Here is a 21,551-nt window from a genome sequence, read left to right on the forward strand (position 1 = left end):
GTGGCCGATCCCGACAGCGCGCGACTGGCCCGGCTGCGCCGCAGCCACCCGACGCTCGCCGATCTCGAGCGCAGCGCGCGCCGCCGCATCCCCCGCTTCGCCTACGATTTCATCCAGGGCGGGGCGGGCGACGACAGCGGCGCGGCCCGCAACCGCCGCGCGCTGGCCGACGTGCAGTTGGTCCCGCGCTACGGCGTCGAGGTGGGCAAGGTCGACACGTCCGTGACCCTGTTCGGCCGGCGCTACGCCGCCCCCGTCGGCATCGGCCCGGTGGGGATGGACGGGCTGATGTGGCCGGGCGCGACGCGCCTGCTGGCCGAGGCGGCGCAGCGTCACGGGCTGCCGTACCTGTGCGGCACGCTGGCGACCGAAACGATCGAGACGGTCTGCGCTCTGGCGCCCGACGTGACGTGGTTCCAGCTGTATCCGATGCCGGCCGAGGATCACCGCCTGTCGCTCGACCTCGCCTGGCGGGCCTGGAACGCAGGCGCGCACGTCCTGGCGGCCACGCTCGACGTGCCGGTGCGAACCAAGCGGCCGCGCGACCTGCGCAACGGCTTCACCATGCCGTTCCGGCTGCGCCCGCGCTTCGCCGCGCAGGCGGCGATGGCGTGGCCCTGGATGATGGCGCTCGCCAAGGCGGGGGTGCCGACCTTCGCCAACATCGAGCGCTACAGCGGCACCGAGGATCCGGCCGCCTTCGTCGGGCGCAACGTCGGCGGCGGCTTCTCGTGGGAGGCGCTGGCGCGGCTGCGCGACGCCTGGCCGCGGGCGATGATGGTCAAGGGCGTGCTGCATCCGGCGGATGCCGAACGGGCGGTGCGCCTCGGGATCGACGGCATCCTCGTCTCGAACCACGGCGGACGGCAGTTCGACGCGGCGCCCGCGGCGGCCGACGTGCTGCCGGCGATCGCGGCGGCGGTGGGCGACCGGGCGACGGTGATGCTGGACAGCGGCATCGCGTCGGGCGTCGACGTCCTGCGGGCGATGGCGCTGGGGGCGCAGGGCGCGCTGTCGGGGCGGGCGTTCCTGCTGGCCATGGCCGGGATCGGCGATCTCGGCGCCCGGCACATGGCGGCGGCGCTGATGGAAGAGCTGGAGACGGCCTGCGCCCAGTGCGGCCTGACCTCGCCCGAGGACGCGCCGTCGCTGGCGCGGCGGCATCCGGGCGCATGGACGGCGCAGGAATTCGGGCCGGCGCCCGCCACGGATACACAGACGGAGGCAGCGGAATGAAGGTCAGGGACGCGATCGCCGAGATCCTGCGGCGCGAGGGGATCCAGACCCTCTTCGGCTACCCGGTGAACCACGCGCTGGAGAGCGCGGCCGAGATCGGCATCCGTCCGATCATCGTCCGGCAGGAGCGGACGGGCCTGCACATGGCCGACGCGATGTCGCGCCTGTCCTCCGGCCGGTCGCCCGGCGTGTTCGCGATGCAGCTGGGCCCGGGGACCGAGAACGCCTTCGGCGGCATCGCGCAGGCCTACTCGGAATCGGTGCCGATCCTCGTCCTGCCGATGGGCTACGCCCGGGCCGAGGCGCATGTCGATCCCAACTTCTACGCGTCGCGCTCGATGCGGGACATCACCAAGTCGGCCGAACCGCTCACCTCCGCCGCGCAGCTACCGGCGGTGTTCCGCCGCGCCTTCTCGCGCCTGCGCAACGGCCGGGGCGGGCCGGTGCTGGTCGAGATCCCGAACGACATGTGGAACGACGAGGTGCCGGAGCCGCTGGACTACCGCCCGGTGCTGGCGACCCTCTACGGGCCGGACCCGGACGCCGTGGCCGCCGCAGCCGCGCTGCTGCGGACGGCCCGGCGGCCGGTGATCTATGCCGGGCAGGGCGTGCACTACGCCGGCGCCTGGGACGAGCTGCGCACGCTGGCCGAGCGGCTGTCGATCCCGGTCTGCACCTCGCTGGAAGGCAAGAGCGCGTTCGACGAGACGCATCCCCTCGCCCTCGGCTCCGGCGGGGCGGCGATCCCGCGGACGGTGCGGCACTTCCTCGACGAGTCGGACGTGATCCTGGGGCTCGGCTGCTCCTTCACCGCCACCGCCTTCGGGGTGGCGATGCCGGCGGGCAAGCGGGTGATCCATGCGACGCTGGATCCGGCGCACGTCAACAAGGACGTGGAGGCCGAGATCGCGCTGGTGGGCGACGCCCAACTGACGCTGCAGGCTCTGCTCGCCGCGCTGAACGGGGTGCAGACGCCCGACCCGGCGCCGGTTCATGCCGAGATCGCGAAGGTCCGCGAGGACTGGCTGGCCGAGTGGATGCCGAAGCTGACGCTGGACGAGGCGCCGCTGTCACCCTACCGCGTGCTGTGGGACCTGCAGCAGACGGTCGACGTCGCGCGCACGATCATCACCCACGATGCCGGCAGCCCGCGGGACCAGCTGTCGCCGTTCTGGCGCTCCACCGTGCCCCTGTCCTACATCGGCTGGGGGAAGTCGACGCAGCTGGGCTACGGCCTCGGCCTCGCGATGGGAGCCAAGCTGGCGCACCCGGACCGGCTGTGTATCAACGTGTGGGGCGACGCGGCGATCGGCTTCACCGGCATGGATTTCGAGACCGCGGTGCGCGAGCGGATCCCGATCCTGTCGATCCTGCTCAACAACTTCTCCATGGCGATGGAGCTGCCGATCATGCCGGTCTCGACCGAGCGCTACCGCTCCACCGACATCTCCGGCGACTACGCCGCCTTCGCCCGCGCCCTCGGCGGCCACGGCGAGCGGGTGACCGAGCCGTCGGAGATCGTCCCCGCGATCCGCCGCGGCATCGCGGCGACGGAGGCCGGACAGCCGGCGCTGATCGAGTTCATCACCGCCAAGGAGATCGCCCGCTCGCGCTATCACGCGAAGACCGGGGCATGAGCGTCGGGCACCTCCTCGAGCGCCTGTCGCCGCTGCTGGGCGCGCGGCTGACGACGGCGCCGGGAATGCTGGAGCAGCATTCCCACGACATGTCCCGTCAGACCCCGCGCCTGCCGGATGCCGTGGCCGCGCCCGAGAGCGAGGCGGAGGTGCAGGAGATCGTCCGCGCCTGCGCGGCGCTCGGCGTGCCGATCGTGCCGAAGGGCGCGGGATCCTCGATGGAGGGGCACACGATCCCGGTGCGGGGCGGCCTGGTGCTGGACCTGTCGCGGATGAACCGGATCCTCGCGGTGAACGACGCCGACTTCGATGCCGTCGTGCAGCCGGGGGTGACGCGCAAGCAGCTGAACGCCTACCTGCGGGACCGCGGGCTGATGTTCACCGTCGATCCCGGCGCCGACGCCAGCCTCGGCGGCATGACCGCGACCCGGGCGTCCGGCACGACCGCGGTGCGCTACGGCACGATGCGCGAGACGGTGGTGGCGCTGCGGGCGGTGCTGGCGTCCGGCGAGGTGATCGTCAGCGGGCGGCGGACCCGCAAGAGCAGCACGGGGTACGACCTGACGAAGCTGTTCGTGGGATCCGAGGGCACGCTGGGGATCGTCACCGAAGTGACCGTGCGCCTGCACCCGATCCCCGAGACCATCGCCTCGGCGGTCTGCGCCTTCGAGACGATGGCGGGGGCGGTGGAGACGGTGGTCGAGACGATGCAGGCCGGCCTGCCGGTCGCGCGGATCGAGTTCCTCGACGAGGTGGCGGTGGACGCCGCCAACGCCCATGCCGGCCTCGGCCTGCGCCGCGCGCCGACGCTGTTCCTGGAGTTCCACGGCTCGCCCGCGGGCGTCGCCGAACAGTCCGAGGTGGTGGCGGCGCTGGCGGCCGGCAACGGCGGCTCGGACTTCGCCTGGTCGACGCTGACCGAAGAGCGCGAGCGGCTGTGGAAGGCGCGGCACGAGACGATCTGGTCGAACCAGTCGCTGCGTCCGGGCTGCAGGACCTACACCACGGACGTCTGCGTTCCGATCTCGCGCCTCGCCGAGGCGGTGCTGGCGGCGCGGGCGGACGCGGATACCGCGCCGTTCCCGGTGAAGATCATCGGCCATGTCGGCGACGGCAACTTCCATGTCGGCTACCTCATCAAGCCGGAGATCGCCGAGGAACTGGCCGAGGCGGAGCGGCTGGCCGAACGCCTGTACCAGCGCACGATGGACATGGGCGGCACCTTCTCGGGCGAGCACGGGGTGGGGATCTCCAAGCTGAAGTACCTGCGGCGCGAGCATGGCGACGCCACGGTCGAGGCGATGAAGGCGCTGAAGGCGGCGCTGGATCCGGCGGGGATCATGAACCCGGGCAAGCTGGGGCAGGAGGGGTAGGTTCGGCGCGGCTGAACTTTCAGCCGCGGGCAGAACGAAATTCATCGAATTTCGTTCGCGCTCCGGCCGCGGCGTCGGGCGGGGTGGAGAGGTCGCGGTCAGCTCCGGTTCACCAAAGCAGCGCCTGCCTCGACGCCACCATCGCCTGATCTTTGCCCTGGCGGACCCGTTCTCCGGCATCAAGGAAAATAGCCGTATCCCCGCCCGGGGCGGGCGGGGCGCCTCGGCGATTTTCCATGACCCCGGAGAACGGGCCCGCCTGTTCGGGCTCAGGCGATGGTGGCTCCGAAGCAGGGTCTGCGGCGGGCGGTCAGCCGAGGAGGGCGCGGGCGATGATCTCGAGCTGGATCTCGTTGGTGCCGCCGAAGATGCTCTGTGCCCGCGAGGCGAGGTAGGCGGGCACGGCGACCTTGCGGGCCTCGTCCAGCGGGTCCTCGGGGGGCAGGTCGTGGAGGGGGCGATGCGGCTCCCACCGCAGGTCGCCGGCGGCGTGGGCGGTGAGTTCGGCGATGGCCTGGCGGATGCGGCTGCGCTCGATCTTCATCACGCTGGCGGCGACGGCGCCGGGGGCGCCGCCCGCCTCGGCCTCGCCGAGGGCCGTCAGCTCCAGCATGTCGTTGGCGTCGATGTCGGTGCCGATCCGGGCGAAGCGGGCGCGGACCAGCGGGTCGTCGAACGGCCGGCCGGCGGGGCCGGGCGCGGCGAGCAGGCGGTGGGCGCGGGCGTGGAGGGCGCGCAGGAGCCCGCCGGCGAAGCTGCCGCCGCGTTCGAACTCCAGGAGGTACCGGGCGATCTGCCAGCCCTGGCCCTCGTCGCCGACGCGTTCGGCGACGGGCACGCGGACGCCGTCGAGGAAGACCTGGTTGAACTCGTGACTGCCGTCGATCGAGGTGATGGGCCGGACCGTCACGCCGGGCGCGTCCATCGCGATCAGCAGGAACGACAGGCCGGCCTGCCTTTTCCCCTCGTCGGAGGTGCGCACCAGCGCGAACATGCGGCTCGCCGCGTGGGCGTGGGTGGTCCAGATCTTCGTGCCGGTGACGACGTAATCGTCGCCGTCGCGGACCGCGCGGGTCTTCAGCGAGGCGAGGTCGGAGCCGGCGCCGGGTTCGGAGTAGCCCTGCGCCCAGAGGTCGGCGCCGGAGAGGATCCCGGGCAGGTGACGGGCCTGCTGGTCCTTCGTACCGTAGCGCATCAGAACCGGTGCCAGCATCTTGAGGCCGGCGGAGCGGAAGTGCGGCTCTCCCGCGCGCTCGCATTCCTGGTCGAACAGGTAGCGGCGCGTGAGGGACCAGCCGGGGCCGCCATGCTCCGCCGGCCAGGCGGGGGCGGCCCAGCCCTTGGCCGCGAGGATCGCCTGCCACCGCCGGCCGACGGCGGGCTCGGCGAGGAAGCCGGGGGTCAGGCGCTCGGCCCGGTGCAGCTCGTCCGGCAGGGATGCGGAGAGGAAGGCGCGGACCTCGTCCCCGAAGGCGGCGTCGGCGGGGCCGATCTCCAGGTTCATCTCCTCGTCGTCCGCCGGGCCGGCGCGGACCAGGCCGTCGGCGACGACCGGATCGAGGGCGTCGGCATAGCCGCTGAGGTGCCCGTCCGTCGTGCCCCAGCGCCGCTCGAACGCGTAAAGGCGGCGGAGCGCGCGGCCAAGCGGCAGTTCCTCGGTCACGCCCATCGCGCCGTGCAGCTGGATCGCCTCGTGCGCGACCTGCCGGGCGAGGCGGCCGACCTTGGCGCGGGCGCCGGAGACGGCGCGGGCGCGGGTGGCGGGGTCGTGGACGGAGAGGGTGGCGAGGAGGGTGGAGGCGCGGGCCTCGCGGCACATCACCGCCATCTCGGCGACCCGGTGCCGCAGCGCCTGGAACGCGGAGAGGGGCTTGCCGAACTGCTCTCGCGTGGTGAGGTGGGCGATCGTGGCGGCGAGGAGGGCGTCCATCGTGCCGACGGCATCGGCGCAGGCGGCGGCGTTGGCGCGGTCGTGGGCGAGGGAGAGGGCGTCCGTAGGGTCGGCGTCGCCCAGCCGTTCGGCGGGGGTGCCTGCGAGCGTCAGGTCGGCGGCGGGGCCGTCGACGGCTTGGCAGGGGGTGAGGGTCAGGCCGGGGGCGCCGGGGCGGACGAGGAAGAGGGCGGGGCCGGCGGAGGTCGCGGCGGTGACGAGGAAGAGGCCCGCCTCGGCGCCGCCGGGGATGAGGGGCTTCGTCCCGCTCAGGCGCCAGCCGGCGCTGTCGGGCGCGGCGCGGGTCGCGAGGGCGCCTGCGGGGTTCTCGTCATGGGCGAGGGCGGGGCGGACGCGGCCGGCCGCGATCTCCGGCAGGAGGGCGGCCTGCTGCTCTTTCGTGCCGAGGGCCGCGATCAGCGGCGCGGCGAGGATGCAGGTGGCGATCCAGGGCTCGCGGCGGACGGCGCGGCCAAGCTCCTCGGCGACGACGGCGATCTCGGCCGGCGAAGCGCCGCCATGCGCCTCGGGCAGGGCGAGGCCGAGCAGGCCCATCTCGGCCAACGCGGGCCAGAGGTCCGCCGGCGGGGACTCCAGCCGACGGCGCAGCGTGTCGCGCAGGAGGACCTGCGCCTCGGTCGGGACGAGGCGCATTCAGCGGCTGTAGGTGCCGTGGCCGGGGCGGTAGGTCTTGTCGTCGAGGAACTGCTTCAGCCCCTGCTCGCGGCCGCGTTCGGGATCGACGAAGGTGGTCTGGTCGGCCTTGGCGGTCAGGTACTCGGCCGCCTGCTCCCAGTCCATGTAGCGGGCGTACTTGTAGGCCAGGCGCGCCTGCCGCAGGACGGTGGGGTTCTTGTCCAGCAGCACCTTCGCCAGCTCCACCGTGCGGGCGCGCAGGCGGTCGGCCGGGACCGCCTCGTTCACCAGGCCGAGCGTCTCGGCCCTGGCGCCGTCGAACTTCTCGCCCGTCATGACGTAGTACATCGCCTTGCGGTCGTTCATCAGGGTCGAGATCGCCTTGGACACGACGCCGCCGGGGATGACGCCCCAGTTGATCTCTGACAGGCCGAAGGTCGCGTCCTCGGCCGCGATGGCAAGGTCGCAGCAGATCAGCGGCGTGAAGGCGCCGCCGAAGCAGTAGCCGTTCACCATCGCGATCGTCGGCTTGGCGTAGTGCATGAGGCTGCGCCACTGCCAGGCCCGTGTGGAGCGGTAGGCGCGCATCCTCTCGACGTCGGAGACGCCGTCGGTGGCGCGGAAGAAGTCCTTCAGGTCCATGCCGGCCGAGAAGGCCTCGCCCACGCCGGTCAGGACGATGACGCCGCAGCGGTCGTCCACCTCCAGCGCGTCGAGGACGCGGTTCATGTCCTCGGCGAGGCCGACGCTCATGGCGTTGCGCTTCTCGGGGCGGTTCAGTTGCACCCAGGCGATGCCGTCCTCGATCTCCACGAGGACGTTGTCTGCGGCGAGGGGGTCCATGGCGTTCTCCGTCACGACTGGCTGACCGACTTGGTCACGAGGTAGGCGTCCATCCCCTCGGTCCCGCCCTCGCTGCCGTAGCCGGACTGCTTGACGCCGCCGAAGGGGGTTTCCGCCATCGAGATGAACGGGTTGTTGATGCCGATCATGCCGGCCTCGACCTCGTCCGCGATCCGCTGGGCGGTGCGGCCCGAGGCGGTGAAGGCATAGGCGGCGAGGCCGAAGGGCAGGCGGTTCGCCCGCTCGATCGCCTCGTCGAGGGAGGCGACGGGGGCGGTCACGGCGACCGGGCCGAAGGGCTCGTTGTTCATGATGTCCGCGTCCTCGGGCACGTTCGCGAGGACGGTGGGGCGGTAGAAATTGCCGCGGTTGCCGACAGGTTCGCCGCCGGTGGCGAGGCGGGCGCCGCGGTCCACCGCGTCGGCGACCATCCGGCCCATCGCCTCGACCCGGCGGGGATTGGCGAGGGGGCCCATCTGAGTGCCGTCGGCGAGGCCGTCGCCGACCTGCAGCGCCTCGGCTGCCCGGGCGAAGCCGTCGACGAAGCGGTCGTGCAGGCTCTCATGGACGTAGAAGCGGGTGGGCGAGATGCAGACCTGGCCGGCGTTGCGGAACTTCTGCTGCACCAGCGTCGCGATGGCGTGGTCGAGGTCGGCATCCTCGGCCACCAGAACCGGCGCGTGGCCGCCCAGCTCCATCGTCGCGCGCTTGACGCCGGCCTTCGCGGCGAGCTCGGCGAGGTGCTGGCCGACGGGGATCGAGCCGGTGAAGGTGATCTTGCGGATCTCGGGAGCGAAGATCAGCCGCGCGGACACCTCGCCCGGGACGCCGTGGACGACGTTGAGCACGCCGGGCGGCAGGCCCGCGTCGGTCAGCGCGCGGGCGATGGCGAGGACGGTCGAGGGCGTCTCCTCGGACGGCTTGATGACCATCGTGCAGCCGGTGGCCAGGGCGGCGGCGATCTTGCGCGACGGGATCACGCCGGGGAAGTTCCAGGGCGTGAAGGCGGCGACGGGGCCGACCGGCTCGCGCCGGACGGTCCAAAGGACGCCGGGCACGCGGGACGGGACGACCCGGCCATAGGTGCGGCGGCCCTCGTCGGCGGTGAAGTCGATGATGTCGGCCGCGATCATGATCTCGGCCCGGGATTCGGCCAGCGGCTTGCCCTGCTCGACGGTCATCGCACGGGCCAGCGGCTCCACCCGCTCGCGCAGCAGCTGGGCGCCCTTGCGCAGGATCTGCGCCCGGTCGTAGGCGGGCGTCCGGCGCCAGCCGGGGAAGGCGCGGGCGGCCGCGGCCGCTGCGCGGTCGAGGTCTGCCTCGGTGGCGTGGGGCAGGGCGGCGATGGCCTCGCCGGTGGCGGGGTTCAGCACGTCCTCGGTGGTGCGGCCCTCGGGGCCGAGCCAGTCGCCGTCGACGAGAAGGTCGAGGGAAGGGTGGTCGCTCATGGAGCCTCCGTCACGATCAGGGCGTCGAGCGCCACGGCGCCGTCCGCGTGGACGACGAGGGGGTTGATGTCGACTTCGAGAATCCCGGGCTGCGCCCGCATCAGGCGCCCCAGCGCAACGATCACATCGGCGACGGCGCCGGTATCCCGCGCCGGCTGGCCGCGGAAGGCACCGAGGAGCGGGGCGGCCCGCAGGCGGCCGAGCTCGGCCAGCGCGCCGGCGCGGTCGATGGTGGCGGGCATCAGCCGGCTGTCCTTCAGCGCCTCGATCCAGACGCCGCCGAGGCCGACGAGGATCACCGGACCCCAGTCGGGATCGCGGCGGGCGCCGACGACCAGCTCCAGCCCCGGCTCGGCCATCCGCTCCACCAGGACGCCGTCGAGGCGGAGGTCGGGGGCGGCCTTGGCGAGGTTGGCGTGCAGGCGGTCCCAGCCGTCCCGCACCGCGGCCTCTCCGGAGAGGTTGAGGAGGACCCCGCCCGCGTCGCTCTTGTGGCCGAGGTCGGCGGCCTGCGCCTTCAGGACGACCGGCCCGCCGAGGCGCGCGGCGATGGCGGCGGCCTCGTCGGCGCTCGTCGCGAACGCACCGTCGGGGACGGGCACGTCGAGGGCGCGCAGGACGTCCTTGCCCTCGTGCTCGGGCAGGACGCCGCCGCGGGGGAGCGCGACCGGCAGCGGCTCCGCTTGCGGGCGGTCCAGCGCGGCGAGCGCCTCGGCGTGGTCGGCGATCACCTTCATCGCGCGCATCGCCCGCTCGGGCGAGCGGAAGAACGGGATGCCGCTGTCGCGGACCATGTTCATGAACGTCTCGTCGAGGGGATACTCGTCGCCGATGATGCACAGGATCAGCGGCTTGTCCGCCTCGCGGTAGACCGGCAGCATCGACTCCGCCTTCTTCACCTGCATCGGCGGCGAGCCGCCCGCATGGGCCTGCAGCACCATGCCGACGCCCGGATCGCTGAGCATGATCCGCGCCGAGGCGCCGAAGATGTCGGGATTGGAGAAACCGGTCGTGCCGACGTCGAACGGGTTGTCGACGGCGACGTAGGGCGGAACCTGCTCGGTCAGCTGCGCATGCACGTCCGGCGCCAGCTCGGCCAGCGGCAGGCCGACCTCCTCGCAGAAGTCGAAGGCGAGTCCGCGGATCGCGCCGGAATTGGTGACGATGCCGGCGCGGCCCGGACGGGGGCGGGGGAAGCGGACGAGGATCGCGCAGACGTCGAACATCTCGTCGAGCGTGTCCACGACGACCACGCCCTCGGCACGGGCCAGCGCCTGCATCACCGCGTGATCGCCGGCCAGTGCGCCGGTGTGCGACAGCGCCGCCTTGCGCCCACGGGCGCTGCGGCCGGGGTGCAGCATGACGATGGGCCGCCCGGCCTGCCGCGCCTCGCGCGCCAGCTCCAGGAAGCGGCGCGGGTCGCGCAGCTGCTCGACATAGACGGCGATCACCGCGTTGCCGGGATCGGCCAGCTCGTGCGCGATCACGTCCTCGGCCCCGATCGAGGCCTCGTTGCCCGTCGCCACCACGTCCGAGATCGCGACGCCGCGGCCTTGCAGGGCGAACCGGATATTGGCGGCCGTCGCCCCGCTCTGCGCCACGATGGCGACGCGGGGGGCGGGGCCGGCGGGGCGCGGCTCCACCGGCTCGAAGGTGAGGGGGATGCCGCGGGTGTAGTTGGTGTAGCCCATGCAATTCGGGCCGAGGAGGAGGACGCCGGCGTCGTCGCACAGGCGCGCCAGCTCCTCCTGCTGACGGCGGCCCTCGTCCGACGCCTCGGCGAAGCCGGAGGTGTAGATGACGATGGCGCCCACCTGCCGGGCGATGGCCGCCTCGACCGACTCGGCGATGACGGCCTGCGGCACGATCAGCACGGCGACGTCGAGGCCGGCGGGCAGGTCGGCGATGGTCTTGACGCAGGGCCGGCCGCGGATCTCGTCCTTCGACCGGCTGACGAGGTGGATCTCGCCGTCGAAGCCGAACGCCTCGAGGTTCGCCAAGACGCCGCCGCCGATCGAGGTCGGCTCGGGCTGCGCGCCGACGATGGCGATGGAGCGGGGCTCCAGAAGCCGCGCCAGTCCGCCGGTGCGTGCGTCCGCGGGGATCGCCTCTGCGCTCATGGTGCCTCCCGTCCTCATCCTCGCGGCGGCAATATCAGGAGTCCGTATATGCCGTCAATCAGCCTCGACCGAGGAACGGCATCGAGACCGGCAGGATCGTCGCCTCATAGAGGTTCACGTCCGCCGGCAGCGTCGCCATCAGGACGACCAGCCGCGCGACGTCCTCCGCCTTCATGGAGCCGGGGCGGGGGCGGTCGGTGATGCCCGGCACGAGATTGCTCTCGGTGCTGCCGGGGTGGAACGTCGAGACCGCGATCCCGTGCTCGCGCCCGTCCAGGGCGAGCGAATGGGTGAGGCCGGCGAGGCCGAACTTGCTGGCGGCGTAGGCGGCGGTGTGCGGGCGCGGCACCTTGGCCGAGATGCTGCCGACGTTCACGATCCGCCCGCCCCGGCCGGTTTCGATCATCGCCCGCAGCGCCGCCCGCCCGCACAGGAAGGCGGAGGTGAGGTTGATGTCGATCACCTCGGACCACCGCGCGAGGGTGAGGTCCGCCGTTGGCGTGTGGTCCGCGATCCCGGCGTTGCAGACGACGAGGTCGGGCGGGCCGAACGCCTCGGCGCAGCGGGCGAAGAGCGCCTCGACCTGTCCCTCGTCGGTCACGTCGGTCGGCAAGGCGAGGCCGGTGCCGCCCGCCGCGCCGATCTCGGCGGCGAGCGCGTCCAGGCGGTCCGCGCTGCGGGCGGCGAGGATGACCCGGGCGCCTTCCGCCGCGAGGGCGCGGGCGATGGCGTGACCGATTCCCGAGCTGGCGCCAGTGACGATGGCGATCCGTCCTTCGAGCGATGTCATGGGCGACCTCCTCCTCCCGGTTACCGGAAATTGTATCCCAACCTGCAGCGTGGCTGCCGAAGTGAGGCACGCAGCCGCCTAACGTGTCAACGAAACTTCGTCATCGTATAATCGGGTGCGGGAAAATCGAATGTCGATCTTGCATACCTTCGGCGCCATTTCGGGCAGGAAAAATTGGCGTTCTGCGCGGTTTTCCGCGACTGTCCGGCGGCTGCAGGCGTCGGTGGACCCGTCAGTTTTGTCTTGACGCAAGGGGGCGCCCCCTTTCTGATACCTGTATACCAAGCGGCGTCGGGCCGCGGGCGAGGCGCCTGCGGACCGGGCCGCCGGAGGGAGGCTGAGGCGGACGCGCGGGAGGCGCGCCGCGGCAGGGCGAGGGGCCGAGACAGGTCGCCGCCGGAGACGACTTCACAGGGAGGAAAACAGATGACCAAGTGGAAGATGAACCTGTCGCGCCGGATGGCCATGGGCCTGATGGGCGCGACGATGCTGACCGGATCGCTCGCGGCACCCGCCTTCGCGCAGGACGATTTCCCAAGCGAGACGATCACCTTCGTATGCGCGTTCCCGGCCGGCAGCGGCGCCGACGTGCTCGTGCGCTACCTCGCCGAGGCGGTGTCCGAAACGTCGGGCGCGACGGTCATCGTCGAGAACAAGGCCGGCGCCGCCGGCAACATCGCGGCCGAGTTCACCGCGCGCGCGGACCCCGACGGCTACACCGTCTACGTCCATGCCGGGTCGTCCACCGCGATGAACTACCACCTGTGGAACAACCCGCCGATCGACCCGCGCACCGACCTGCGCGGCGTCGCCGCGATCAACCGGCAGCCGTTCTACATCCTCGTCCCCGCGGATTCGCCGCACCAGACGATCGAGGACCTGAACGCGTTCCTGCTCGAGGCGGGCGAGGATGCGACCTACTCAACCACCGCCACCTCGGGCCGCGTCCTCGGCGCCGCCTACGTGCAGGCGCTGGGCGTGAACCCGGTCGAGGTGCAGTACGCCACCGGCCCCGACGCCCTCGTCGACCTGATGTCGGGCGCGGTGGATTTCGGCGTCGCCGATCCGGTCTTCGCCATGGTCCACGCCGAGGACGGCACCATGCGGGTGCTCGCAACCGGCGCGGGCGAGCGGATGGGCATCGCGCCCGACATCCCGACGCTGGTGGAGAGCGGCCTCGACGTCGCGCAGATCGGCTGGTGGGCCGCCTGGGTGCCGGCCGAGACGCCGGACGACGTGGTGATGAAGCTGAACGAGATGTTCCAGGCCGCCCTCGAGGACGAGGAGACGACCGCGTTCCTGAACTCGATGGGCGGGGACGTCTGGGTCGCCTCGCCCGAGGAAGTGGACGCCATGATGGTGGAGTCGGTGGACGAGGCGGAAGAGCTCGTCGAGATCGCCGACCTGCCCAAGAACTGACGGCCGCCTGAGGCGCCGCGCGGCGGGGGTCCTCCCACAGGACCCCCGCCATACGTCCGAGGCCCGGCAGAGGCCATTTGCGGGAGCAGTCCTTGCGCAATCTCAACAAAATCGACGTCCTCGCCGGCCTGTTCGTGCTGGTGATCGCCGCCCTGTCCCTGTTCGAGGCCTCCGGCCTGGCCATGGGATCGGCCCGCAGCATGGGTCCGGGTTACTTTCCCTTCTACATCGGCCTCATCATGGTGGTCATCGGGATCGCCCTGATCCTGCAGGGCCGTCGCCCGGTCGAGGAGGCGCCCGAGTTCGGCAACCTGCCGTCGGCGCGCTCGATCCTTCTCGTGCTCGCCGCCGTCACCTCCTTCGCCCTGATGATCGAGCGGTTCGGCCTGGTGCCGGCGACCGCGGTGGCGGTGTTCCTCGGCACGCTGGCCGACCGCGAATCCTCGCTCCTTCAGAAACTCATCCTCACGATCGTCGTGCCCGTCGTCTGCGTCCTGATCTTCAAGATCGGCCTCAGCATGTCGGTCGACGTGTTCCGGTGGCGGCCATGATGTCCGATTTCTTCGCCAACCTCTCGCTCGGCTTCTCGGTCGCGCTCAGCGCCGCGGGCCTCGGCTGGTGCTTCATCGGGGTCGCGCTCGGCACCTTCGTCGGCGTCCTGCCCGGCATCGGCGCCCTGGCCGCGATCGCGCTGTTGCTGCCGCTGACCTTCGGGCTGGAGCCGACCTACGCGCTGATCATGCTGGCCGGCATCTACTACGGCTCGAACTACGGCGGCGGGATCGCGTCGATCCTGCTGAACCTGCCGGGCACGCCGACCTCGGCCGTGACCTGCATCGACGGCTACCCGATGGCCAGGAACGGCCGGGCGGGCGTCGCCCTGTTCACCACCGCCACGGCGTCGTTCTTCGGCAGCGCGATCGGCATGATCATCATGGCGATCTTCTCGCCGATGCTCGCCGCCGCCGCGCTGAGGTTCAGCGCACCGGAGTACTTCTCGCTGATGGTCCTCGGCCTCGTCGCCGCGGCGATGCTGGGATCGGGATCGCCGTTCAGGGCGCTGGCGATGATCTTCTTCGGCCTGATCCTCGGCCTCGTCGGGCGCGACCTGACGTCCGGCCTGCTGCGCTTCACCTACGGCGTGGACGAGCTGTACGAGGGCCTGCCTCTGGTCGCGATCGCGCTCGGCATTTTCGGCCTGCCCGAGATCATCCGCAACGCGGGACACCTTCAGCGCTCGCGCATCCGGTCGAAGGACATCACCTTCGCCTCGATGATCCCGACCCGCGACGAGGTGAAGCGCGCGGTCCCGGCCGCCATCCGCGGCACCGGCCTCGGCGCGTTCTTCGGCGCGCTGCCCGGGACCGGCGGCCTGCTGGCAAGCTTCATGTCCTACGCGCTGGAGAAGAAGGTCTCGAAGCACCCCGAACGGTTCGGCAAGGGCGCGATCGAAGGCGTCGCGGGGCCCGAGGCGGCGAACAACTCGGCCGTCCAGACCGCGTTCATCCCGACGCTGACCCTCGGCATCCCCGGCGACGTCATCATGGCGATCATGATGGGGGCGATGATCATCCACGGCATCCAGCCCGGCGCGCAGGTCCTGACCTCGCACCCGGACCTGTTCTGGGGCCTCACGGCGAGCTTCCTCGTCGGCAACCTGATGCTGCTGATCCTCAACATCCCGCTGATCGGGATGTGGGTGCGGATCCTGTCGATCCCCTACTCGGTCCTGTACCCGTTCATCATCGCCTTCATCTGCATCGGCGTCTATTCGGTGAACGGCAGCGTGGTGGACCTCGGCGTCCTGCTGTTCTTCGGCCTGCTCGGCTGCGTCATGCAGTACCTGAAGTTCGAGCCGGCGCCGCTGGTCCTCGGCCTCATCCTCGGGCCGATGCTGGAGCAGAACCTGCGGCGCGGCCTGCAGCTGTACCGCGGCGACTATACCGAGTTCCTGACCCGGCCGATCAGCGCCACGTTCCTGCTGATCTCGCTCTTCATCATCGTCTGGTCGTTCTGGGGCGCGATGAAGACGCGCCGGATGCGCCGCCAGATGCGCGCCGCCGAGGAGCAGGCGGCCGAGTAGGGCGCGCCTTTCCGAAGGGTCGAGGAACGGCCGCCCCACCCGGGCGGCCGTTCGCGTTGGGAGCTCTCGGGGGGCGGGACGAACGGCCTGGGATGCGAGCAGGCCGCCCCGGGAGGGCGGCTTTCCTTCGAACCAAAAAGGCCGCCCCGTCGGGGGCGGCCCTGCATCTCTCGCCGATGGCGCCGGATCAGCTGTCGCGGTCGTAGGCGCCGAGGCCGGGCTTGTAGCGCTTCTCGTCGATGAACTGCGCCATGCCCTTCACGTCGCCCTGCTCGGGGTCGCGGAACTTCGTCGCGTCGGCCTTGGCCATCAGGTACTCCAGCGCCTGCTCCCAGCCCATCTGGCGGACATGGTGATACGCGCTCTTGGCCGCGCGCAGGACGTGGGGGTTCTTCTGGCGGAGCGTCGCTGCGAGCTTCTCGACCTCGCCGCGCAGCGCCTCGCGCGGGACGGCGCGGTTCACCAGCCGCATTTCGGCGGCCTGGCGACCGTCGAACGTCTCGCCGGTCATGATGTAGTACATCGCGTCGCGCTGGGGCATGACCATGCTGACCGACTTGGTCACGATGCCGGCGGGGATGATGCCCCAGTTGATCTCGGACAGGCCGAAGGTCGCGTCCTCGGCCGTGATGGCGAGGTCGCAGCCGACCAGCACCTGGAACGCCCCGCCGAAGCACCAGCCGTTCACCATCGCGATCGTCGGCTTGCGGTAGTGCATCAGCCGCCGCCACTGCCAGGCGGCGTTCTGGGCGAACAGGCGCTCGCGCTCGTGCGGGGGCCAGCCCTCGGTCTCGCGGAAGTATTCCTTCAGATCCTGCCCGGCCGAGAACGCCTCGCCGGCGCCGGTGATGACCAGAACCTCGGCGGCCGGGTCGCCCTCCAGCGCGTCGAGGACGGCGGTCATTTCGCGCACGATGGCGGGGTTGATGGCGTTACGCTTGTCGGGGCGGTTCAGCGTGACCCAGGCGACGCCGTCGGTCACCTCGACCGTCACCGCCTCGCCCCAGCCCCGCGCTGTCTCTGCCTGCGTCATTGTCCGGCCCTCCCTGGCCCGCTAGGATCGGCCAGGAGGATATAAGGAGGCCTGATACTGTCAACGGAGAACGACATCGAAACGGACAGGGCGGCGGCGCGCCGGCCGCGCACGATCTACCTGTTGAACCAGCTGAACCTGATGATCCGCCGGGCCCTCGACGACGGGCTGCGGCCGCACGGGCTGAACGGGCTGCAGTACACGATCCTGACGCTGGTGCGCGACCGCGGGCAGATGTCCTCGGCCGAGCTGTCGCGGCGGTTCTTCGTCACGCCGCAGACGATGAACGAGAGCGTGACGGCGCTGGAGCGGCGGGGCCTCATCGTCCGGCGCGAGAGCGAGGCGAACCGGCGCATCCTGCTGGCCGAGGTGACCGACGAGGCGCGGGCGCTGCTGCGTGAGTGCGACGGCATCGCCGACGCGGCCGAGCGCGCGGTGTTCGGCGACATGGACCGCGCCGAGACGGAGCGGCTGAACGACCTCCTCCGGGCGCGGATCGCGCGGCTGCGAGACGGCTGAATGTTGCGCGATGTATAATCGCGTTTGATAAGGTGAAGCGGGCTGTCTAGACTTCGCCGGGACACATCCCCGGGAGGACGACAATGACCGCCACCACGCGCGCGCCGGCCGACGGCACGGCCCTGGATCTCGACCGCTTTCGCCTGCGCCGGTTCCTCGACGAGCTTGCCGCCGAAGGCGAGCTCGACATCCGGGAGGAGCCGGTCGACCTCGCCGACGTGGCGGCGATCCTGCAATCGAGCGAGAAGGCGGTCCTGTTCCGCCAGGCCGGGCCGGAGAAGCAGGAGCTGGCCGGCAACGTCGTCGGCTCGCGCGCGCGGCTGGCCCGCGCCTTCGGCGTGCCCGCGGCGGACGTCGCCCGCGAGGTGAAGCGGCGCCTGTCCAACGCGCCCGAGCTGGTGGAGCTGACCCGCGCCGAGGCGCCGGTGCAGGAGGAGGTGCTGGAGGGCGACGCGGCGGACCTGCTGACGCTGCCGGTCCACCTGCAGCACGGGCTGGACGGCGCGCCCTACATCTCGGCCACCATCGACTACACCGCCGACCCGGCGACCGGCCGGCGCAATTGCGGGATGCGGCGGCTGATGCTGCGCGGGCCGCGGACCGCGGGCGTCGACCTGATCGCGCCGTCGGACCTGCGGGTCATGTACATGGCCGCGAGCGCGAGGGGCGAGCGGGTGCCGGTCGCCTACGTCGTCGGCTGCCACCCGATCGACATGGTCTCGGCGGTGATGAAGGAGCCGCGGGACGAGCTGGCGCTGATCTCGTCGCTCCGCGGTGCGCCGCTGCCGGTGGTGAAGTGCGTGACGAACGACCTGATGGTCCCCGCCGACGCCGAGATGGTGATCGAGGGCTACTTCCACGAGGCCGGCTACGTCGAGAAGGAAGGGCCCTACGGCGAGTACCTGGGCTACTACGGCGGGGTGAAGACGAACCCGGTCTTCCACGTCACCGCGATCACCCGCCGCCGCGACGCGGTGTTCCAGACGGCGACGATCTCGGGCAACCGCATGGACCTGACCGACACCTCCAACCTGGAGGCGCTGCGGATGGAGATGGCGGTCTGGTCGGCGCTGGAAGGCGTCGCGCGCCAGCCGGTCGCGGTCTACGCGCCGGTCTCGGCCGGCGGGTCGATGTCGATGCGCTTCTCGATCCGGCCGACCTATCCGGGCGAGGCGCGCTCGGCCCTCTATGCCGTGCTCGGCGCGGTAGGGGTGAAGAACGTCTTCGTCATGAACGAGGACATCGACGTGTTCGACGACAAGCAGGTGGAATGGGCCTTCGGGACGCGGTTCCAGGCGGACCGGGATCTGGTGATCGCGACCGGCGTGCGGCTGTCGCCGCTGGATCCGTCGCTGCACGGGGCGCGGACCGGGGCGAAGGCGGGCTACGATCTGACCTGGCCGATGGAGCACGCGGACCGCTGGGAGCTGCAGACCCCGGCGGCGCCGACCTACGAGGGCGCGCGGTTCGACAGCCTGGAGGCGGCGCTGCGGGACGGGCCGAAGCGGTTCGAGGAGCTGATGGCGGCGACCGGCAGCCGCGACGGGCGCGAGATCGTGCGTGCGCTGGACGGGCTGCGGGGGCAGGGGCTCGATCGCGACGATCGCGGGCGGTACTTCCTCGGCTGACGGTGGCTGACGGCGGCTGGCGGTAGACGGCAGAAATTTCGTCGAAATTTCGCCCGGGGGGCAGAACGAAATTCATCGAATTTCGTTCGCGCTCCGGCCGCGGCGTCGGGCGGGGTGGTGGCGTCGCGGTCAGCTCCGGTTCACCAAAGCAGCGCCTGCCTCGGAGCCACCATCGCCTGATCCTCGCCCTGGCGGCCCCGTCGTCCGGCGTCAAGGAAAATAGCCGTATCCCCGCCCGGAGCGGGCGGGGCCCCTCGGCGATTTTCCGTGACCCCGGCCGCCGGGCCCGCCTTCACGGGCTCAGGCGATGGTGGCTCCGAATCAGGGTCTGCGGCGGGGGCGGGTGCCCCTCCCGGGTGGCAGGGGTCAGGCGCTGATCTGCAGCTGCGTCGCGTCGTACTCGAACAGCCAGTCGTAGCGCATGCGGACCTTCTCGGGCTCCCACTCGCGCTCGACATATTCCACCGCGCCCACCGGGTCGGCGAGAGCCTGGTTGTGGAAGCGGTGCAGGTTGGCCTGGCTGCCGCGGACGATGGCGGCGGTACGCTCGTTTCGCAGGCCCTCGTAGGTCTGCAGCGCGACCTCGGGGTCGTCCGCCGCCTCGAGGCAGCGGGCGAGGATGAGGCCGTCCTCGATCGCCATGATCGCGCCCTGGGCGAGGAAGGGCAGCGTCGGGTGGCAGGCGTCGCCGAGCAGCGTCACGCGCCCTTCGGTCCATTTCGGCAGCGGCTCGCGCTCCACCAGCGCCCAGCGGAAGGGGGTGTCGAGCGTGTCGATGATCTCGTGGATCAGCGGGTGCCAGCCGGCGAAGTCCGCCTTGCACTCCTCGATCGTGCCCGCCTCGGTCCAGCTCTCGCTCTTCCATTCGCGGTTCTCGGTCAGGCCGACGAAGTTCAGCAGCTCGTTGCCGCGGATCGGGTAGGTGATGACGTGGCCGCCGGGGCCGACCCAGTTGGTGCCGACGGGGCGCTGCAGCTCGGGCGAGAGCCGGTCCATGGGGGCGAGGCCGCGCCAGGCCATGAGGCCGGTGAAGCGCGCCTGCGGCGAGGAGAACATCTGCGAGCGCAGGCGGGAATGGACGCCGTCGCAGCCGATCAGGACGTCGGCCTCGAAGGAGCGTCCGTCCTCGAGGGTCAGCGTGACGCGCCCGTCGCCCTGGGTGAAGCCGGCGGCGCGGGCGTTCAGCACCACGGCATCGGGCTTCAGCCGCTTCACGGCCTCGTAGAGGACGCGGTGCAGATCGCCGCGGTGCACCATCCAGTAGGGCGCGCCGAAGCGGCGGACGGAATCCTGGCCGAGGTCGAACAGCTTCCACCGCTGGCCGGTGTTCCAGATCCGCACTTCCTTGGCCGCGGCATCGCAGACGATGGGGGCCAGCTCGTCCTCCAGCCCCAGCTCGATCAGCACGCGGCTGCCGTTGGCGGCGATCTGGATGCCGGCGCCCAGCTCCTTCAGCTCGGGCGCCTGCTCGAACACCGTGACGTCGAAGCCGCGCTGCAACAGCGCGAGCGCCGCGGTGAGGCCGCCGATCCCGGCGCCGGCGATCATGACTTCCGTGCTGTCGCTCATCCTGTGGTCCCTCCGCACGTCTCCATTCTACTGGAGGCAGTATTGTATGTTAATATCAAACCCGGTCGCCCGCGAGGCCATGGCGGTCCAGCCACTCCTCGACGGTGGCGATGCACTCGGCGAGGAGGCCCGGCTGGCCGAGGTAGTAGTGCGTGGCCGCGGGGATCTCGTGGTAGCTGGCGTCCAGCGTGGCGAGCGCGGCGCGGATCGCCGGGTTGTGGGTCGCGGGCACCGCGTCGTCGGCGCCGTTCACGATCTGCAGGACCGGCGTGCGGTGGATGCGCGCGGCGTTCAGCGGGCCCTTGGCGTTCGACAGGTCGTAGCTCCACTGGCTGAGCCAGGAGCGCAGGGTCGAATAGCGGGCGAGACCGACGGGGCCGACGTTCACCGTGCGCGGGTCGCCCATGTAGGTCCAGCCGGGCTTGCGGCCGTTGGGGTCGAGCGTGGGGTCGAGCCAGCGGACGTCGCACATCGTGCGGTGGGTGACGAAGGCGCGCTCCACCTCGGCCGTGTCGCGGCGGCGCAGATCCTCGAGCAGCTGCTGCGCCCAGGCGGTGATGCGCCGGTTGCGCGCCACCTGCGCCTCGCGGAAGCGGCGGACGAAGCCGGCGGAGTAGGGGGGCTGGTGGGGGCAGTCGGCGGCGTAGATGTCGAACTCGGGGTCGCGCCGGTCGGGATCGGTCTCGTCGAGGACGGAGGGGTCCAGCCATTCGGTCAGCGTCTCGGCCCGGCTGAGGTGGGCGGCGATGAAGATGACGCCGTCGGCGGGCTGCAGGCCCGCGGTGGTCAGGTCCACGGGATCGCCGGCGGGGGAGTGGGTGATCGACGGGCTCTCGGCCTCGGCCTGGTAAAAGAGGGACAACGAGCCGCCGCCGGACCAGCCGACGAGGACGACCTTCTCGTAGCCCAGCGTCTCGCGGGCGTGGCGCATCCAGGCGCCGAGGTCGAGGGCGACCTTCTCCATGATGAGCGCGCTGTCGTTGCGGGCGTAACGGCTGGCGGCGCACAGGACGTGGTAGCCGGCATCGGCCAGCGCCATCGGCATCGGCAACAGCTGCAGCGTCGAGGTCGGGTGCATGAAGATCAGCACCGTCCGGGACGGCGTGTCGCCGGCGAGGAGCTGCCCCTCGAGGTTCACCTTGCCGGAATTGCCGGCGAAGCCGTACACCTCGGTCGCCTTGGTCGTCTCGGCGAACGAGACGATCTGCAGGCTGCGCCGCCAGTCGGTCTTGGTCATGTGGTCTGCCCGTCCCTCGTTGGGCGGGCCCGGCCGGGGCCGGACCCGCC

The 21,551-nt window shown here is 71.5% G+C and carries 16 protein-coding genes; 8 read left to right on the forward strand and 8 right to left on the reverse strand.

Features of this window, described 5'->3' with window-relative positions; translation table 11 throughout:
- Genes A37W_RS0111055 through A37W_RS0111065 form a run of 3 tightly spaced genes read left to right on the forward strand, consistent with a single transcriptional unit; the run spans position 1 to position 4,246 of the window.
- The gene (locus A37W_RS0111055; RefSeq protein WP_018303102.1) at positions 1 to 1,236 is read left to right on the forward strand and encodes an alpha-hydroxy acid oxidase; all 1,236 of its coding nucleotides are present in this window, start codon (positions 1 to 3) and stop codon (positions 1,234 to 1,236) included.
- Complete coding sequence (locus A37W_RS0111060) at positions 1,233 to 2,873, forward strand: thiamine pyrophosphate-requiring protein (protein WP_018303103.1); 1,641 nt, start codon at positions 1,233 to 1,235, stop codon at positions 2,871 to 2,873. Before A37W_RS0111055 ends, A37W_RS0111060 begins: the two co-directional genes overlap by 4 nt.
- Positions 2,870 to 4,246 (forward strand): FAD-binding oxidoreductase, encoded by a 1,377-nt coding sequence (locus A37W_RS0111065; protein WP_018303104.1) that lies wholly within the window; start codon positions 2,870 to 2,872, stop codon positions 4,244 to 4,246. The genes A37W_RS0111060 and A37W_RS0111065 overlap by 4 nt, the downstream gene beginning before the upstream one ends.
- 310 nt (positions 4,247 to 4,556) lie before the next feature.
- Here A37W_RS0111065 and A37W_RS23255 read toward each other — a convergent pair whose 3' ends face one another.
- The 5 genes from A37W_RS23255 to A37W_RS0111095 are packed head-to-tail and all read right to left on the reverse strand — an operon-like array spanning position 4,557 to position 12,013.
- Entirely contained in the window at positions 4,557 to 6,830 is a 2,274-nt protein-coding gene (locus tag A37W_RS23255) for an acyl-CoA dehydrogenase family protein (RefSeq protein ID WP_018303105.1), read from the reverse strand.
- On the reverse strand, positions 6,831 to 7,655 hold the full coding sequence (locus A37W_RS0111080; RefSeq protein WP_018303106.1) for a p-hydroxycinnamoyl CoA hydratase/lyase: 825 nt from the start codon (positions 7,653 to 7,655) through the stop codon (positions 6,831 to 6,833).
- A gap of 11 nt (positions 7,656 to 7,666) precedes the next feature.
- Entirely contained in the window at positions 7,667 to 9,103 is a 1,437-nt protein-coding gene (locus tag A37W_RS0111085; RefSeq protein ID WP_018303107.1) for an NAD-dependent succinate-semialdehyde dehydrogenase, read from the reverse strand.
- Positions 9,100 to 11,223, reverse strand: a complete 2,124-nt coding sequence (locus A37W_RS0111090; protein WP_018303108.1) for an acetate--CoA ligase family protein — start codon at positions 11,221 to 11,223, stop codon at positions 9,100 to 9,102. Before A37W_RS0111090 ends, A37W_RS0111085 begins: the two co-directional genes overlap by 4 nt.
- 58 nt (positions 11,224 to 11,281) lie before the next feature.
- On the reverse strand, positions 11,282 to 12,013 hold the full coding sequence (locus A37W_RS0111095) for an SDR family oxidoreductase (RefSeq protein ID WP_018303109.1): 732 nt from the start codon (positions 12,011 to 12,013) through the stop codon (positions 11,282 to 11,284).
- 426 nt (positions 12,014 to 12,439) lie between these two features.
- Here A37W_RS0111095 and A37W_RS0111100 point away from each other — a divergent pair, with 426 nt between their 5' ends.
- The 3 genes from A37W_RS0111100 (at position 12,440) to A37W_RS0111110 (ending at position 15,515) form a co-directional block, all read left to right on the forward strand.
- Positions 12,440 to 13,432 (forward strand): Bug family tripartite tricarboxylate transporter substrate binding protein, encoded by a 993-nt coding sequence (locus tag A37W_RS0111100; protein WP_018303110.1) that lies wholly within the window; start codon positions 12,440 to 12,442, stop codon positions 13,430 to 13,432.
- Between the two features lie 92 nt (positions 13,433 to 13,524).
- On the forward strand, positions 13,525 to 13,983 hold the full coding sequence (locus A37W_RS0111105; RefSeq protein WP_018303111.1) for a tripartite tricarboxylate transporter TctB family protein: 459 nt from the start codon (positions 13,525 to 13,527) through the stop codon (positions 13,981 to 13,983).
- A complete protein-coding gene (locus A37W_RS0111110) occupies positions 13,983 to 15,515 on the forward strand; it encodes a tripartite tricarboxylate transporter permease (protein WP_040753908.1) in 1,533 nt (510 codons plus the stop codon). Before A37W_RS0111105 ends, A37W_RS0111110 begins: the two co-directional genes overlap by 1 nt.
- Before the next feature lie 187 nt (positions 15,516 to 15,702).
- On the opposite strand, the gene A37W_RS0111115 is transcribed toward A37W_RS0111110, so the two are convergent.
- The gene (locus A37W_RS0111115; RefSeq protein WP_018303113.1) at positions 15,703 to 16,548 is read right to left on the reverse strand and encodes a p-hydroxycinnamoyl CoA hydratase/lyase; all 846 of its coding nucleotides are present in this window, start codon (positions 16,546 to 16,548) and stop codon (positions 15,703 to 15,705) included.
- A gap of 141 nt (positions 16,549 to 16,689) precedes the next feature.
- On the opposite strand from A37W_RS0111115, the gene A37W_RS0111120 reads away from it, so the two are divergent.
- On the forward strand, positions 16,690 to 17,067 hold the full coding sequence (locus tag A37W_RS0111120) for a MarR family winged helix-turn-helix transcriptional regulator (RefSeq protein WP_081617094.1): 378 nt from the start codon (positions 16,690 to 16,692) through the stop codon (positions 17,065 to 17,067).
- A gap of 83 nt (positions 17,068 to 17,150) precedes the next feature.
- The gene (locus A37W_RS0111125) at positions 17,151 to 18,695 is read left to right on the forward strand and encodes a UbiD family decarboxylase (RefSeq protein ID WP_018303115.1); all 1,545 of its coding nucleotides are present in this window, start codon (positions 17,151 to 17,153) and stop codon (positions 18,693 to 18,695) included.
- Positions 18,696 to 19,061: 366 nt separating this feature from the next.
- On the opposite strand, the gene A37W_RS0111130 is transcribed toward A37W_RS0111125, so the two are convergent.
- Together A37W_RS0111130 and A37W_RS0111135 are read right to left on the reverse strand one after the other, a co-directional pair.
- A complete protein-coding gene (locus tag A37W_RS0111130) occupies positions 19,062 to 20,264 on the reverse strand; it encodes an FAD-dependent monooxygenase (RefSeq protein ID WP_018303116.1) in 1,203 nt (400 codons plus the stop codon).
- 55 nt (positions 20,265 to 20,319) lie between these two features.
- Positions 20,320 to 21,501, reverse strand: coding sequence for an alpha/beta hydrolase (locus A37W_RS0111135; RefSeq protein WP_018303117.1), 1,182 nt, complete (start codon positions 21,499 to 21,501; stop codon positions 20,320 to 20,322).
- Between the last annotated feature and the right edge of the window lie 50 nt (positions 21,502 to 21,551).

The organism is Wenxinia marina DSM 24838 (assembly GCF_000379485.1).
Lineage (GTDB): Bacteria > Pseudomonadota > Alphaproteobacteria > Rhodobacterales > Rhodobacteraceae > Wenxinia > Wenxinia marina.